Annotated in this window: 15 protein-coding genes; 12 read left to right on the top strand and 3 right to left on the bottom strand. The window is 33.8% G+C overall.

Translation table 11 applies throughout. The annotated features are described in order from the left end of the window. Positions 1–64: 64 nt before the first annotated feature. Positions 65–1,921 carry a BglG family transcription antiterminator gene (locus LJE08_RS09760; protein ID WP_227403066.1) on the top strand — a complete coding sequence of 619 codons (1,857 nt, stop codon included), beginning with the start codon at positions 65–67 and terminating at the stop codon, positions 1,919–1,921. A gap of 270 nt (positions 1,922–2,191) precedes the next feature. On the opposite strand, the gene LJE08_RS09755 is transcribed toward LJE08_RS09760, so the two are convergent. Continuing rightward, positions 2,192–2,341 (bottom strand): hypothetical protein, encoded by a 150-nt coding sequence (locus LJE08_RS09755; RefSeq protein WP_227403065.1) that lies wholly within the window; start codon positions 2,339–2,341, stop codon positions 2,192–2,194. A 528-nt stretch (positions 2,342–2,869) separates the two neighbouring features. On the opposite strand from LJE08_RS09755, the gene LJE08_RS09750 reads away from it, so the two are divergent. The 7 genes from LJE08_RS09750 to LJE08_RS09720 all read left to right on the top strand — a co-directional run bounded on the left by LJE08_RS09750 (position 2,870) and on the right by LJE08_RS09720 (position 9,563). After that, on the top strand, positions 2,870–3,190 hold the full coding sequence (locus LJE08_RS09750) for a PTS lactose/cellobiose transporter subunit IIA (RefSeq protein WP_227403064.1): 321 nt from the start codon (positions 2,870–2,872) through the stop codon (positions 3,188–3,190). 3 nt (positions 3,191–3,193) lie between these two features. After that, on the top strand, positions 3,194–4,603 hold the full coding sequence (locus tag LJE08_RS09745) for a glycoside hydrolase family 1 protein (protein WP_117925619.1): 1,410 nt from the start codon (positions 3,194–3,196) through the stop codon (positions 4,601–4,603). A gap of 4 nt (positions 4,604–4,607) precedes the next feature. Beyond that, positions 4,608–4,898 (top strand): PTS sugar transporter subunit IIB, encoded by a 291-nt coding sequence (locus tag LJE08_RS09740; protein ID WP_117925629.1) that lies wholly within the window; start codon positions 4,608–4,610, stop codon positions 4,896–4,898. A 26-nt stretch (positions 4,899–4,924) separates the two neighbouring features. Beyond that, positions 4,925–6,211, top strand: a complete 1,287-nt coding sequence (locus tag LJE08_RS09735) for a PTS sugar transporter subunit IIC (RefSeq protein ID WP_227403063.1) — start codon at positions 4,925–4,927, stop codon at positions 6,209–6,211. A 50-nt stretch (positions 6,212–6,261) separates the two neighbouring features. Then, positions 6,262–6,978: a purine-nucleoside phosphorylase gene (gene deoD / locus LJE08_RS09730; protein WP_186999171.1), complete on the top strand. Its 717-nt coding sequence runs from the start codon at positions 6,262–6,264 to the stop codon at positions 6,976–6,978. Beyond that, the gene (locus LJE08_RS09725; RefSeq protein ID WP_227403062.1) at positions 6,975–8,159 is read left to right on the top strand and encodes a phosphopentomutase; all 1,185 of its coding nucleotides are present in this window, start codon (positions 6,975–6,977) and stop codon (positions 8,157–8,159) included. Before deoD ends, LJE08_RS09725 begins: the two co-directional genes overlap by 4 nt. Positions 8,160–8,243: 84 nt before the next feature. Then, complete coding sequence (locus LJE08_RS09720) at positions 8,244–9,563, top strand: MATE family efflux transporter (protein ID WP_217255934.1); 1,320 nt, start codon at positions 8,244–8,246, stop codon at positions 9,561–9,563. A gap of 6 nt (positions 9,564–9,569) precedes the next feature. On the opposite strand, the gene LJE08_RS09715 is transcribed toward LJE08_RS09720, so the two are convergent. After that, positions 9,570–10,304, bottom strand: a complete 735-nt coding sequence (locus LJE08_RS09715) for an RNA methyltransferase (protein ID WP_227403061.1) — start codon at positions 10,302–10,304, stop codon at positions 9,570–9,572. A gap of 302 nt (positions 10,305–10,606) precedes the next feature. Between LJE08_RS09715 and pheS the strand changes: the two genes are divergently transcribed. The 4 genes from pheS to LJE08_RS09695 all read left to right on the top strand — a co-directional run bounded on the left by pheS (position 10,607) and on the right by LJE08_RS09695 (position 16,345). Beyond that, positions 10,607–11,641, top strand: coding sequence for a phenylalanine--tRNA ligase subunit alpha (gene pheS, locus LJE08_RS09710; protein WP_117925624.1), 1,035 nt, complete (start codon positions 10,607–10,609; stop codon positions 11,639–11,641). A 12-nt stretch (positions 11,642–11,653) separates the two neighbouring features. Next, a complete protein-coding gene (gene pheT / locus LJE08_RS09705; protein WP_227403060.1) occupies positions 11,654–14,041 on the top strand; it encodes a phenylalanine--tRNA ligase subunit beta in 2,388 nt (795 codons plus the stop codon). 92 nt (positions 14,042–14,133) lie between these two features. Next, positions 14,134–15,615, top strand: a complete 1,482-nt coding sequence (gene glpK, locus LJE08_RS09700; protein WP_186999166.1) for a glycerol kinase GlpK — start codon at positions 14,134–14,136, stop codon at positions 15,613–15,615. A 16-nt stretch (positions 15,616–15,631) separates the two neighbouring features. Further along, entirely contained in the window at positions 15,632–16,345 is a 714-nt protein-coding gene (locus LJE08_RS09695) for an AAC(3) family N-acetyltransferase (RefSeq protein WP_117925627.1), read from the top strand. Here the strand turns inward: LJE08_RS09695 and LJE08_RS09690 are convergent. After that, the gene (locus tag LJE08_RS09690; RefSeq protein WP_217255929.1) at positions 16,329–16,775 is read right to left on the bottom strand and encodes a GAF domain-containing protein; all 447 of its coding nucleotides are present in this window, start codon (positions 16,773–16,775) and stop codon (positions 16,329–16,331) included. The genes LJE08_RS09695 and LJE08_RS09690 overlap by 17 nt on opposite strands. Positions 16,776–17,137 lie beyond the last annotated feature (362 nt).

The following is a 17,137-nucleotide window of genomic DNA, read 5'->3' as shown; positions in this document are numbered from 1 at the left end:
AATATTTTTAGAATATGAGTGTAATTTTGTCTTGACAAAGGTCACTTCATAACAGGTGATAAGAATGCTAACGAAAAGGCAAATTGAAATAATAAAAGAATTAAATGATAAGAATAAACTTACTGCACAAAATTTAGCATCATCTTTACATGTTTCTACAAAAACGATTCGAAATGATATTCATGCGATAAATGCTATGTATCCAAATAGTATTGAAGCTATGCAGGCTTCAGGTTTTAAATTGACAAATAATGAAATTTTTGCTCTTATAAAAAAAACAAAACTTAATTCAAATAATACTGATATCGAATTTTTGGTATTAAAACATTTAATGGCTCGAACTAGTACTTACATTGACGATTTATCCGATGATTTGTTTATTAGTAGTACTTCGCTTTTAAAAATAATAAAAAAAATAAATAATTTGTTGGAAAAACAAGATTTTAATTTATCAATCATAAGGAGAGATAACAAGCTTTATTTAATAGGAAGTGAAGAGGAAAAAAGAAAAGCAATCTCATTCACAATATCTCATGAATTCACATCAAATGTTTTAAATATTAATGATTACGCGAATTTTTTTCAAGGTTTAAATTTAACTTTGCTGAAACAAAAGACAATTGGATATCTTAATGAAAAAAACATCAAAATGAGAGATATTGAATTGATTAGCTTTTTATTGCACGTAGCAATTATGATAGATCGTATAAAAAATATGCATAATGTTGTATATGATAATTACAATAATATAGACTCATATTTTATAGATTTAGCAAATGGATATCTACGCTTGTTGCAGCAAATTAGTGATGTTGCATTTAATGACAGTGAGATTAATTATTTGGCTACTTTATTTGCTGGTAAGGTAGATATTAATACAAATAAAAATACGGATAAAATTAAAATGTTAATTGATTTTATGTTAAAAGATATAAATGAAATGTATGGTATAGATTTTCAATCAGATGAACAGTTAAAAGATAATTTGATTGCACATCTAATTGGTTTACAAAATAGAATTAAATATAATACTTTTTTAAGGAATCCTATGATAGAAGATATAAAACGTAGGTTTCCTATATTATTTGATATTAGTGTCTATATGGCGGATCAAATCCAAAGTTTTTATTATGTTCGTCTATATGAGGAAGAAATAAGTTATCTTACACTTCATTTAATGGGGTCTTTGGAACGTAACGGAGAAAGAGAAAGCAAAAATATTGTTATCATCTCACCTGTAGGTAAATCAGGTATGCAGTATTTTAATAGAAGACTTAATCATTTGCATCAATATGACGTTTATATTAAATCCATATTATCGTGTTTCGAATATGATAAAGTTCAACTTTATCGTCCAGATTTAGTAATTAGTTTTGATGACTCTATTAAAATTAAGGAGTATCCGATTTACTACGTCAAGAATCTTTTAAATGATGAAGATGTTGAAAATATTTATAATATGTTACACCAAAATCATAAAGGAAATAAATGTTCGGACTTTTTTGAGGAAGAATTGTTTTTTTCTAAAGAGAATTTTGACTCAAAAGAAATGGTTATTCACTTTCTTAGTGATAAATTAGTCGAGAAGGGCTATGCAGACAAAAAATTTGAATCTTTAGTGTTAAATCGTGAAATAATGGCTCCAACAGCGTATGGTAATTTATTTGCGATGCCTCATCCGATAAAAAAAGAAGGAATTGAAAATAAGATTGCTGTTTGTTCGTTGAATAAAAGTATAAATTGGGATGATAAAAAAGTTAGACTGATATTTTTAATTTGCTTAAATAAAGATAGCCAAGAATCTGGTTTTGATGAACTGTTTGATCGAATTGTTAGTATATTGGATAATCCTGAAAAAGCAGAGGCTTTAATAAAAGAGGATAACTATTCAAAGTTCTTAAATCTTTTCTTTGAATACTAAAATTATTTTTGTTTTTAACAACTGTACAACACAAATGAGCGCGAATCCTTAATCTGACGCAATAAATTTGGATGGGGTTAGGTGAATTTGCTCTCCAAGAAATTAAAGGGGCGGCATATACCTTAAAACGGTTTGTAGCTGAGATTAGGCTTGGACAACATTTTGTTGTCCGAGCCCTTTTTTCAGCCATTTTAATGCTTCCAACATCCTTGTCGATTTCAAAACCGATGCCTTTTCTAAGATCAGCATACACCCGTTTCTGAATCGCTCCTAGCTTTGATAGCCCCTGGTTGCTTTCGTAACCAATTTGATGATTGCGATATGATTCTGCAACAATGCATTGTTGATTCTTTTTTGTTCTACAGTAATTTCTCCTGTGTCTTTTGAAACTATACAACAGTAATTAAAGGCTTGTTTCAAAACAAAATAATCCGAGTTTCATTCATGTAATCCTGGAAGACGTTTATATCTGAATGAAGAACATAAATGTACAACAACAATCTCATAATTCTATAATATCGTCTATTAATCCTCTTGAAAATCAACAAGTGCATAGCTACAGGTGCCAAAAAGGCATCAAAATACTTTGGAGTGATTTTTTTGTTGCCTAGTACTGTGCCCTATGTAATCTTAAAGTGGATCTAAACCCCAACTATTTTTATATAGTCCTTAATCTAAAGGATAAACGTTCTTTTTTTGTTACGAAATTGTATATGTATTTGTGATTTGAAAATAAGTTTATTGAACATGTAGATGTTATTTAGCAAAATTTTGTTTGAGTTATAAAGGAAAATTGAATTTAAATGATTTGGATTTTGGTGTGTTAGATATAGTACTTTTATGAATTGTTAAGCGAATGTATTTTCCATTTATAAGTGGAAAATCTAGTTTTTACCAATTGTAAAATTAGTTTTACAATTTTAGAGTGTAAAGAAAGGATTTATAGACATGGATATGGAAATAAGCTGTATGCAAATGATTTTGCATAGTGGAAATTCTCGTGGTGATTCTAGTGAAGCTATTGAATGTTTGAAAGAAAAACAATTTGATAAAGCAACGGAATTATTAGAAAATGCTAAATCAGAATTATTGTTAGCACAAAAAACTCACGCAGAATTGTTAAGAACAATGACGAACGATGAAGCAATTCCTATGAATTTATTATTGGTGCATGCGGAGGATCATGTGGCAAGTTCGGAAGTGGTTTTGACTATGGCAAATGAATTGTTTGTAGTTTACTCAATTTTGAATGAAGGAAAGGTGTATTAGAATATGGGACTAAAAAAAGATTTCCTTTGGGGTAGTGCAACCGCTTCTTATCAGTGTGAAGGTGCAGTAAATGTAGGTGGAAGGGTTCCAAGCATGTGGGACACATATTTGCATGATGGCGGATATGAAACTGGTGATGTGGCAAGTGATTTTTACCATCATTATAAAGAAGATATAAAAATGATGGCTGAAGGTGGCCAAAACACATTACGTCTATCATTGGCATGGCCAAGAATAATCAAAAACATCAAGGGAGAAATCAATGAAGAAGGTGTTGAATTTTATCGGGATGTTTTAAAAACTTGCCAACAATATGGAATTACACCATTTGTAACAATTTATCATTGGGATTTACCCCAATATTTAGAAGAAAAAGGTGGTTGGCTAAATGAAGAAACATGTTATGCATTTGAACAATATGCAAAAGTATGTTTTGAAAAGTTTGGTGATTTGATTGAATATTGGGTAACGTTTAATGAACCTAAATGGTTTACTTTTAATGGCTATATGGTTGGAAACTATCCTCCAGGACATCATAGTGCTCAAGAAATGATTATTGCCGCATATCATGTTATGTATGCAAGTGCACTGGGAGTTCGAGCTTTTAAAGAAGGCCATTATAAAGGTATGATTGGTATCGTTCATAGCTTTGGACCTGTAGATGGAATTGATGATACTTTGGCAACAAAAATAGCTATGCGATTTGCAGATAACTATGCAAATAATTGGATTTTAGATACTGCAGCTAAGGGTGTAATACCATTCGATTTATTATGTGTTTTATCTCAAAATTATGATTTGTCGTGTATTAAAAATGAACATTTGCCAATTATTAAAAATTATACGGTAGATTTCTTGGGATTAAATTATTATTCACGTGTATGGGTAAAGCCATATAGTGGAGGAGAGACTCAATTAGTTGTTAATAACAGTGGTAAAGACTTTAAAGGAGAAAGTAAGATTGTTATTAAAGGATGGTTTGAACAGATTATGAATAATCCGGATGCTATCTATACTGAATGGGATGTAGAAATATATCCACAAGGTTTACAGAAGGGCTTAAAACAAGTATGGGAAAAATATCATTTACCTATTTTTATCACTGAAAATGGTGTTGGGGTAAGAGAAGATATCACTGTAAATCAAGTAGAAGATGACTATCGTATTTCATTCATGAATGACCATATTAGTGCGATTATGAATGCAGTTGATGCCGGTGTGGATGTTCGTGGATATTATGCATGGAGTACGTTTGATTTGTATTCTTGGAAAAATGGTGTTGAAAAACGCTATGGCTTGGTAGGTATTGACTTTGATGATAAGGAATTAAAACGTAAACCTAAGAAAAGTTATTATTGGTACAAATCTATTGCTGAAAGTAATGGAGAGAAAATACAAAGAAAGAATTGGTAAAAAAATGAAGGTAATGTTAGTTTGTAATGCTGGAATGTCCACAGGGATTCTAGCTAAAAAAATTGAAGAAGCGAGTGATGGTAAACTTGAATGTAAAGCATATGGAGAAGCTGAATATCTTGACCATATTAAAGAAGGCTATGAATTATTGTTGATTGGTCCACAAATTCGTCATCTAAAAAAACAGATTGAAGAATCCGTATCCATTCCAGTCGATACTATTGCTCCACAATATTATGGAATGATGAATGGTAAAGGTGTTTTTAAAGAAATAGAAAAAAAGTATAACTTGTAAACATTGCAAAAGGAGAAGATATTTATATGATGGAAAATTTCACAACTTTTCTAGAAGAGAAGTTAATGCCAATTGCTACTAAATTCTCGACTCAGAGACATTTAAAAGCAATTCGTGACGCGTTTATTTGTATTATGCCAATTACATTGGCAGGTGGTATTGTATCGGTTATTAGTGCAGCTCCAGCTCCAGAAGGAACAACAAATGGTTTTCTTCTAGCATGGGCAGGTTTTGTAAGTAATAACAATATGATTTTATCTTGGGTCAATGCTATTACAATGGGAGCTATGTCATTGTATGTAACAATTGCATTAACTTCTTTTTTAGCTAAATCTTATAAATTAGATAATTTATTACCTATTTTATTATCTTTGTGTGGATTTGTTCTTACTTGTGTCGCACCCATAAAATTAGCTTTTGATGGTAAAACAACCGAAATATCTTATTTGGATGGTAAAGGAATTTTAGCAGCTATTTTTATTTCGATTTTAACTGTGGAACTATATCGTATAATGCGTGAAAAGAATTTTGGACGCATTAAATTACCGGATTCTGTCCCTGATTCACTTTCTGAAACATTTGCTTCATTATGTCCTGGAATTGTCTTAATCGCTCTTTATTCAGTTTTATTTATTATATTCTTTAACATGAAAACTACATTACCTGGTTGGGTATATACAAAACTTGCACCAGCATTTACAGTAGCAGATAGTATGCCTTTTGTAGTTATCATGACAGCAATTGTACAATTGTTCTGGTTCTTTGGGGTTCACGATGCAGCTTTCTCTGGAATTTTAGCACCTATTCGTGAAAGTGGACTATCTGTTAATGCTGCAGCTAAGTTAGCAGGACATGCAATGCCTCGTACATTTACAACTCCATTTTGGGTATATTTCTGTATTATAGGAGGATGTGGATCAGTACTTGCTTTAGCAATTTTACTTTGTAAATCTAAATCTAAACAATTAAAAACGGTCGGACGTGTTGGCCTAATTCCAGCATTTTTCAATATCTCAGAGCCAATCATTTTTGGAGTTCCATTAATGTTAAATCCAATTTTCTTTATTCCATTTATCTTAACTTCAACATTAAATTGCTTTATCGCATATTTATGTACTAATTTAGGTATAATTGGAAAATCATTCGCAATGTTATCATGGAATATGCCTTCTGTATTTGGAGCATTTTTATCAACAATGGATATTAAGGCTTTGATTCTTGTTGTAGCGTTAATCGTATTAGATGGAGTTATTTATTATCCATTCTTAAAAGTTCAAGAAAAAGAATTGCTTGAAGTCGAAGAAGAAGAATGATATTAATTAAGGCGCTATTATGCGCCTTAATTTATTTAGAGGAGGAAATTATGTCAACAGCACACAATAACGCAAATAGAGAAGATGTCGCGAAAGTTGTTTTAATGCCAGGCGATCCTTTAAGAGCCAAATTGATTGCCGAAAATTTTTTAAAGGATGCCGTATTATTTAATGATGTACGAGGTATGCTTGGATATACAGGTACTTATAAAGGAAAAAGAGTTTCTGTCATGGGAAGTGGTATGGGTATGGCCAGCATGGGGATTTATTCGTATGAACTTTTTAAATTCTATGATGTAGATGCCATTATACGAGTTGGTAGTACAGGAAGTTATTCTGAAAAATTACCAATGAAGTCTGTTGCTTTAGTCAAAGGAAGCTATTCAGAATCTACCTATGCCTTAGCACAAAGTGGTGATACAGATACAATGCAATATCCAGATGAAGATTTAAATAAGTTGATTGAAAGTGTAAGTCAAGAAGTTTCAATTCCTGTTGTAAAGACAAATACACATTCTAGTGATGTTTTCTACTATGAAGGGGATTTGGAACAACCAGAAAAAATGGTTGAAGAGCAAGATGCACTTTGTGTCGAAATGGAGAGTTTTTCCCTATTCCACAATGCTAAGGTATTGAATAAAAAGGCAGCTTGTTTATTAACTGTATCTGATTCTTTATGTACACATGAACATTTAAGTACTGAAGAAAGACAAACATCTTTTAATGAAATGATTACCCTTGCCTTAGAAAGTGCAATTCGTTTATGAAATACAAAAAAATAGTTTGTGTCGTTATTGATTCTTTTGGGATTGGACAAGCTACAGATACCAAAGAATTTGATGATGTAGGTGCCGATACTTTTGGACATATCCTAGAATATCGCCCGGATTTAAAGATAGATAATCTATATCAATTAGGTTTAGGAAATCTTCATTCGAGTGGTAAAGCTTTACAATCAAAAGGCTATGCTTGTAAGATGCATGAGGCGAGTTGTTCCAAAGATACAATGACTGGTCATTGGGAAATGATGGGAATTCATACGACAAAACCTTTTAAAACATTCACTGAAAATGGTTTTCCTGATGAATTGGTTCAGGAATTAGAAAGATTAACTGGCCATGTCTTTATTGGAAATAAAAGTGCAAGTGGAACGGAAATCTTAGATGAATTGGCCATGGAAGAAATTCAATCGGGTGGAAAGAAATTGATACTTTATACATCTGCTGATAGTGTTCTACAAATTTGTGGACATGAAGAAGTGACTGGATTAGATGAGCTATATCGTGTATGTCAGATTGCTCGAGAAATAACTTTAAAACCAGAATACAAGGTAGGAAGAGTCATTGCCCGCCCTTATGTAGGAGATTCGGTGGGTCACTTTACACGCACTAGCAACCGTCATGATTATGCGTTGTCTCCATCGAGTAAAACCGTTTTAGATGTGTTAAAATCTCATTCATTGGATGTGATTAGCATTGGTAAGATTTCTGATATTTTTAATGGACAGGGAATCACAAAAAGCATTCATTCGACTTCGAGTCATGAGGGTATGCTTCAAACTATTGAAGAAATGAAAAAAGATTTTACAGGTTTATTATTTACGAACCTTGTGGATTTTGATGCCAAGTGGGGCCATCGAAGAAATGTTTCTGGATATGCTGATGAGCTTGAAAATTTTGATCTTTTATTAGGACAGCTACTTGGTGTTATTGATTCAGATACAATGTTGATCATTACGGCCGATCATGGAAATGATCCAACCTATAAAGGAACGGATCATACTCGAGAGTGTGTACCATGTTTAATGTATTCACCTAGTATGAAAGAACATGGAATATTGGACGATTCAAGTTCGTTTGGGGTTCTTGGTGCAAGTGTTTTAGATAACTTTGATTTATCAAAACCATCTGATCTGATTGGTGAGTCTATTCTTGATTTGATAAAATAGAAAAAATATATTAACTTATTTTAGCATTTATTTTCGTTTTGGTATCCCCTATGAAACTGCCAAAACATAGGGGAGGTAATTTTTATGAACAAAATGGAACATATGGAAATCAAACAATTGGTGGTTTCTATGAGTTTGCCCATCATCATTTCGATGGTGATCCAGGCTTTATATAATATTGTCGACAGTATCTTTGTCGCAAAGGTATCGAGTGATGCACTAACCGCTGTATCTTTATGTTATCCGGTACAAACCATTATGATTGCGATTGCATGTGGTACAGCCGTTGGCTTTAATACATTGCTTGCACGATACTTAGGCGAAAAGAAATTTGATTATGCGAATAATACAATGATGCATGGAATCTTGTTAGGACTTGTGAATGGACTTGTCTTTTTAGTTTTGGGTTTACTTTTTTCTAATGTATTCTTATCTTTGTTTACATCTGATCAAAATGTAATTCCATTAGCCAATACGTATATTCGTATATGTACGATGTTTTCATTTAGTGTCTTTGTACAAATCATTTTCGAAAGAATTATGCAGGCAACAGGAAATGCCATTTATAACATGGTTATGCAAGGAGCAGGAGCCATTATTAATATTATTCTAGATCCAATCTTGATCTTTGGATGGTTTGGTCTACCTGAAATGGGTGTAGCCGGAGCTGCCATTGCGACCGTTATTGGACAGTTTTGTGCCATGCTTATTGGATATGTAATTACGAAGGTAAAAATAAAAGAATTGGATATCCATATGCGTAATTTTTCCTTTTCTACACCTATTCTTTGTAAAATCTATAAAGTAGGAGTTCCTGCCATCTTAATGCAGTCTGTATTAAGTTTTATGACTGTTTTTATGAATATGATTCTAGCACCAATCTCAGCTATGGCGATTACTGTCTTTAGTGTTTACTATAAATTACAGAATTTCTTGAATATGGCAGTGCTTGGAATCACCAATGCCTTGATTCCAATTGTTGCCTATAATAATGGGGCTAACAGAAAAGATCGAGCAATTGAAGCTATACAATTTTCTATGATTTTATCGATTTTTATTATGGCTGTAGGAACAATTGTATTTCAATTATTCCCTAAACAATTATTAGCCATGTTTAGTGCGAATGACCAGATGTATGGATTAGGAATACCCGCATTAAAAATCATTAGCTTAAGCTTTGTGTTTGCCGGTATCAGTATGGTACTATGTGCTGCCTTCCAGGCTTTAAATAAGGCAAATACTTCATTAGTGATCACTTTGGCTAGACAATTAGTCATTTTGATCCCATTGACATATGGCTTAATGAAGTGTTTTGGCATTCATGTAGGTTGGTATGCCTTTGTTGTTACGGAATTTATATGTACCATGTATTCATTATTTGAATGGAGAAAAATGAAAAGGTAGCATTCGCTACCTTTTTGCGTATTTAAATGTATACATACATATGGATGTGGCAATGGCCACGTTTAAACTTTCGAAAGTTTCCATTTCAATTTTGACAATATGATTACTTAAATCAATCAATTCCTTGCGCACACCCTGTCCTTCATTACCAACTAGAATTGCGTATTTTTTACTTGGATTAATATCTTGAAGATTCTTGTGATTATCATGTAGAGCTGTGGCATACACTTCAATATTTCTTTCTTGAAGCTTTTTAATTTTTTCTACTAAATCCGTTTGGATAACAGGAATATAGAAAAGGGCTCCTTGACTGGACTGAATCGTTTTTGGGTTGTAGATATCGGCACAACCCTTTGACATATAAATAGAGTCAATGCCAAAAGAATGAGCGGTTCTTAAAATCGTACCTACATTTCCTGGATCTTGTACATTATCTAGTAATAGAATATTTTCTTCTTTTTCTGGCTTTAAGTTTAGTTTTTTACATAAACCAATCATCTTTGAATTTGAATTCTGGTTTGACAATTTGTTTAATACTTGTTGCGTTACGGTTTCATAGTTAAACTCTATTGGACATTCGAGTCCTTCAAGGATAAATAATTCTTGTAGAGCATTTGCGTTAAATGCTTCTTTAATCATATGTTCGCCTTCGACGAGAAATAAATTTGTCTTATCTCTTTCTTTTTTTTGAATCAGTTTGGCGTATTCTTTTATTTTCTTATTGTTTATTGATTGAATCATAAGAAAATATTACCATACTTCGGCTTGAAAAAAAACATGGACTTCGATATAATTTGAAATGTTAAAGCAATGAGAAGACATAGTAACTATTTAACGCTTAGATCAGAGAGTAAACCGATTGGTGAAAGGTTTATATGAGTAGGGATAGTGAATTCACCTTTGAGCAAGAGTTAAAACCTCTTCCGTTTCATACGGTTATCATGGTTAATTAAGTGTGTCTATCAAGACGAAGCAAGATGGTAACGCGGCAGTAGTCGTTCTTGCGTCGTCTTTTTTTTGTTTTTAGGGAAAGGAAGAACAACATGAAAACAATCGAAGAGCTTTTGCAGGAAGCTACACAAAAAATTCAAGATGTCAAAGATTCATCTTCATTGAATGATTTACGTGTCTTGTATCTAGGTAAAAAAGGACCTGTTCAAGAGTTGATGAAGGGTATGAAAGATTTGTCGAAAGAAGAAAAACCTATCTTTGGACAAAAGGTCAACCAGTTGAAACAAGATCTTTCTAAGATGATTGAAGAAAAGAAAGAACAATTGGCAGCTTTAGAAATGCAAAAAAAGATCGAATCTGAAAAAATCGATATTACATTACCTGGTCGTAAACCAGAATTAGGGAATGCGCACCCATTAAATTTGGTACGCCAAGAATTGGAAGATTTATTCATTGGTTTAGGTTACCAAGTTATTGAAGGTGACGATATTGTGGATGATGAATATTGTTTTGAAAGAGCTAATATTCCTAAAGATCACCCAGCACGTGATATGCAGGACTCTTTATATATTGATCCAAATCGTTTATTGAGAACACATACTACGGCCATTCAGATGGTTGTATTAGAAGAAAGTGCACCAAATCTTCCAATCAAAGTCGTATGTCCAGGTAAGGTATATCGCCGTGATGATGATGATGCGACTCACTCTCACCAGTTCATGCAGATGGAAGGATTGGTTATCGGTGAAAAGGTCACTTTAGCGGACTTAAAGGGAACTTTAGAATTTATGGCCAGAAAGTTATTTGGTCAAGATCGCCAGATTCGTTTTAGACCTAGTTATTTCCCATTTACAGAACCAAGTGTAGAAGTGGATGTTTCTTGTCACATTTGTAATGGAAAAGGATGTCCAACATGTAAAGGTACTGGATGGATTGAAATTCTAGGTGCTGGAGAAGTACATCCTAACGTATTAAAAATGGCTGGTTATGATCCAGAAAAATGTAGTGGTTTTGCGTTCGGTGTAGGTGTTGAGCGTGTTGCGATGTTGAAATATGGTATTGATGATATTCGTCATTTCTATACAAATGATAAACGATTCAATTCTACATTCAAACGTTATGAGTAGGAGGATTTAAATATGCGTATTTCAAGAAAATGGTTTAATCAATTTATGGATGTACAAGATCTTTCTATTGAAGAAATGGCAAAACGTATTACAGATGCGGGTTTTGAAGTAGAAGGTATTGAACATTTATCGCAAGGAACAAATTTAGTGATTGGTCACGTTGAAACTTGTACGGAACACCCAGACAGTGATCACTTGCACTGTACAACTGTCAATGTAGGAAATGAAGTTGTCAATATTGTGTGTGGCGCACCCAATGTGGCTGCAGGACAAAATGTAATTGTTGCACTACCAGGTGCTGTTTTACCTGGTGGAGAAATCAAGAATGGTGTGATTCGTGGCGTTGAAAGTAATGGTATGATTTGTTCATTACTAGAACTTGGTGTAGATCCAGCTAGTTTAAATGAAGATCAAAAGAGTGGTATTGAAGTATTACCTGCTGATGCGCCTGTAGGAAATACAGATCCACTTGGCTATTTAGGTTTAGATGATGAAGTGTTAGATATTGGTTTAACGCCAAATCGTAATGATTGTTTAGCTGCATTTAATATGGCAAAAGAAGCGGGGGCCATCTTAAATCGTGAAGTTAAACTTCCAAATTATGAAGGTGTTAGTGATGTAGGTACACCTAGTAACTTGCATGTTGAAAGTACAACATCAAAATGTCCATTATTCTATGGCAAAGTTATTAATCATTTAACAATCAAGGAAAGTCCAAAATGGATGAAAGAATTATTGGCGGCTAGTGGTGTAAAATCAATTAATAATATTGTCGATATTTCAAATATCGTTATGTTAGAAACAGGGCAACCAATGCACTTCTATGATGCGAAATCTTTGCCAAGTCAAAGTATTGTCGTAGCCGATGGCTTTGATGAAGAATATACAGCCTTAGATGGTGTGACTTATAAATTACAACCAGAAGATATCGTCATCACAAATCAAGGTAAACCAATCGGTATTGCCGGTGTTATGGGTGGAGATGATTCTAAGATTTTAGATACAACGGATTCAATTATTATTGAATGTGCAATTTTCGATCATGTTGCGATTCGTAATACAGCACGCCGATTAAATTTATCAACGGATGCGAGTGTTCGTTACCAAAAAGGTATTGAGCCATTAGCTAGTAAAAAAGCATTGGATCGTGCCGTTCAATTGTTGATTGAATATGCGGATGCGACAGGTATTGAAGAAACAGTTCAATATGGACAGGTTCCTTATGAACCAAAATCAATTTCTTGCACTTTAGAAGCTATTAATAATCGTTTAGGCACTGACTTTAACTTAGATGAAGTTGTCGATGTATTTGCACGTTTAGACTTTGAACCTGAAGTAACTAATGATTTGATTACTTGCCACATTCCAAGTTCAAGAACCGATATGGAAGGTATGGCCGATCTAAGTGAAGAAGTTATTCGTATGTTAGGTTATGATCGTTTGCCAAGTACGCTTCCAGTTATGCCAATGACAGAAGGTAAATTAACGTATAAACAACAATTGACTCGTCAAGCACGTCAATTCTTATGTAGTCAAGGTTTACAAGATTGTTTAACGTATACTTTGGTTAGTACAGAAAAGAAAGACAATGCGATTTTTAATAATGATGAAGCAATCGAACTAGCTAGTCCTATGAGTGAAGAGCGTCGCTACATTCGTACAAGTATTTTGCCAAGCTTATTAGATGTTGTTTCTTATAACCGTGCTCGTAATATCAAAGATATCAATGTCTTTGAATTGAGTGATGTAGCTGGTGTAAGTGGTGCTAAAATGCATTTAGCTATTGCCATGAGTGGAAATTTACAACAAACTCGTTGGACAAGTGATGTAACACCAAGCGATTTCTACACATTAAAAGGTTTAGTAGAAGCTTTCTTTGAACAAATTGGTATTGCAGCTCAAAGAATTTCATTTGTAGAAAATGATATGGATACAACACACTTCCACCCATATCGCAGTGCTAAGATCATGTTAGGAAAAGATTGTGTTGGATTATTAGGTGATATTCATCCTCAATATGGTAAGAATATTGTGATGGCTGAACTTGATTTTGATGCGTTGATCGATGTGAAGAAATCCAAAATCAAATTCACTCCAGTTTCAAAATATCCAAGTGTATCTCGTGACTTGGCATTCGTTTTAGATCGTACAATGCCGGTACAAAAGGTAGTGGACACAATTAATAAACAGGGTCGTTTAAATAAAGAAATGATCATTCGTGATGTAGAAGTATTTGATGTTTATGAAGGTGAACACGTAAATAAAGATGAAAAATCTGTTGCGTTATCGATCACATTCCAGTCGGATTCTCATACATTAAAAGATGAAGAAATCAATCAAGTGTTTGAAGCTATCCTTGAACATATTCAAAAAGATTGCAACGCAACACTTCGTAGTTAAGAGATGTTTTTGACATCTCTTTTCTTTTGTCTACGAAATCTTGTAAAGGGCTTACAAAAAGATTAAAATAAGATATATAAGGAGTTTTTTCTATGCAAAAATATATTTTAGCAATCGACCACGGAACAACAAGTACGCGTGCCGTTTTATTTGATAAAGCAGCCAATGTGGTTGAGATTGCCCAAAAAGAAACGACAATATCCTACCCGCATCCAGGATGGGTAGAACAAGATGCCAATGAGATTTGGTTGGCGTGTTTGGCCGTGATGAGCGAAGTCATCTTAAAAAGTAAGATCCGTCCAGAACAAGTAGCCGCGATTGGAATAAGTAATCAGCGTGAAACAAGTGTTTTATGGGATGCATCAACAGGGCTTCCAGTAAATCCTGCCATTGTATGGCAGTCTAAACAGACAAAGAGTATTTGTGATAGTTGGAAGGAAAAAGGGTATGAAGATGTTGTGAAGGCGAAAACGGGCCTTCGTATTGATCCTTATTTTTCAGCGAGTAAGATTCGCTTTATTTTTGATCAAAATCCAGCTGTCTATGAAAAGGCAAAAAAAGGCGAAGTGTTATTTGGAACAATGGATAGCTGGATCGTATGGAAGTTATCGGGTTCCTTAACGCATATTACGGATGTATCGAATGCGAGTCGTACTCTATTGTTTAATATTCATACGTTATCTTGGGATGAAGAATTATTAGAAATGTTTGATATTCCTAGACAAATCTTACCGGAAGTCAAACCGACATCCTATGTGTATTGTAAGACAGCTTCGTATCATTTTTTTGGTCAAGAAGTTCCAATTTGTTCCGTTGTAGGTGATCAGCAGGCGGCTTTATTTGGTCAAGGCTGCTTTAGTGCGGGTGGCATTAAGAATACATATGGAACAGGTGGTTTCATGTTGATGAATACGGGCGATAAAATCGTCGAATCAAAGAATGGTTTATTGTCGACGGTCGCTTGGCAAATTGGTAATCAAGTCAATTATGCTTTAGAAGGAAGTATTTTTGTTTCAGGTAGTTTAATGAAGTGGCTTCGTGATCAGTTGCAGTTATTTGAAAATACAAAAGATACGCAGGGCATGGCAGAAAGTGTTGAAAATACAAATGGTGTCTATATTGTACCGGCCTTTGTAGGGTTGGGGGCTCCATATTGGGATGATGCTTGTCAGGCAACTATTGTTGGTTTAACTTTTGGAGCCAATAAAAATCATATTGTTCGCGCAGCCTTGGAATCTATGGCCTATCAGTCAAAAGATGTGTTAGAGGCAATGAAGCAAGACAGCCAAATTGAGATTTCATCGTTGAAGGTGGATGGTGGAGCTGCTGCCAATAATTTCTTGTTGCAGTTCCAGAGTGATTTACTTCAAATGCCTGTTCAACGTTTTAAGACCAATGAATTAACCGCTTTAGGTGCAGCTTATTTGGCAGGACTTTCTTGTGGGTATTGGACACAAGATGAGCTTGGGGTAGATCTTCAAAAAGAGTTTGTGCCTAAAAAGAGTGATGAAGAAATGGATAGCTTGTATACAAACTGGAAAAAGGCGGTAAAAACTTGCCAGAGTTATAAATAAAAGTTAGAATATTGGCATGGAAATTTATACAAAAGAAGATTTTAAACAAATATTTATCGACTTGGGCATTGAAAAGGGGAGTAAAATTTTATTAGAAGCAGATCTATCTTGTTATAGTGGCTTGGTGGGTAACTATCAAATGCTGATAGAAACACTGCAAGAATTGATTGGAGATACAGGTTTATTGTGCATGCCTTGTTTCTCATATTCTTGTCTGGATCCTGCTTGTACGGATACGATATATCCTTTCGAAAAATGGAAAGAAGTGCGTGAAAACTTGCCTGGCTACCATGTGATGTACACGCCTAGTGAAATCTATCAAGAGTGCACAAATTTGTTTTTGCATTATAAAGATGTATATCGTTCAAATCATCCTGTATATAGTTTTGCGTATTGGGGATGTTTTGATGAAAACCTGTTAAAGGTGGATGTCAATGATGCACTAAGTTTTAAGGGAAGTCTTTCTTTCTTGCATGAAAAAAAGGCTTGCAACCTTCTAATTGGTGTATCACCAGAAAAGAGTTTAATGGTGCAGGCACTTTCAAATGAGTATCAACTGGGTAAGACTGTAGTACAAAGAGCTTTTCTTCATTCGAAGCGTCAATTGACAAAGTCATTCCTTGTTCAAATTGTAGATGATGACTTATCTAGAGATTTGCTGGATGGTTTGACGGTTCTACAAAGTGATTCGAGTCTAGATGATATCTTCGTACTTAGAAAAGAGGAATAAAGAATTCGCAGATCTTTTCTAAGGTGGCTTGGTCTTCTTTTGAGAAGTTATTGAATTCAAAAGAATCAACATCTAAGATGGCAACGAGTTTGTCATCTTTTTTTACAGGAATACAGATTTCAGAATTGGAAGCACAATCGCAGGCAATGTGACCTGAAAATTTATGTACATCTTCAATTCTTTGTGTTTCTTGTGTTTTAGCGCAAGTACCTACAACACCTTTTCCATATGGTATGCGTGTACAGGCAACTTTTCCTTGGAAAGGTCCTAGAGTACATTCGTTGTTTGTTTCATCACAAATATAGAAGCCTAGCCAATTGATGTTTTCCATTTCATGATAGAGTAGAGCTATTAAATTTGAAATATTTGCGATGTTTGGCAGTGTATCATCAATTAAATAACTGCATTGTTCAATTAAAATTTCATTCATTTTTATCACCGTACTTATTTTACCAAAAAATGTATAAAATTAGTGACTTTTGTCATTGAAAAAAAGCTTTTTTTTAAGTAGTATATAAGTGTAAATAAAGCTTTTATTTAAAAGGCTTAGGGAATTTGGGATTGATACTAATACTTCTGCAAGAATAACAGACAGTAAAATTGATAGCGCGAATCATTTTTGGTGTCAAAAACAAATTTTGACGGAGAGAAGATTTTATTAGGCTTGACGGGGCTGAATGAATCTTCTTTTCTTTTTTTTAAAAATTTTAAAAAAAGGGGTTTACAAGATGGAAATGATTTGGTAATATAGATGAGCACTGCTGAGGTGCAGATGATCTTTGAAAACTGAAC

Origin of the sequence: Holdemanella sp. DFI.5.55 (genome assembly GCF_020593575.1) — a bacterium.
Taxonomy (GTDB): domain Bacteria; phylum Bacillota_I; class Bacilli_A; order Erysipelotrichales; family Erysipelotrichaceae; genus Holdemanella; species Holdemanella hominis.
The sequence above is the reverse complement of the archived record's forward strand: the minus strand, read 5'-3'. Positions and strand labels throughout refer to the sequence as shown.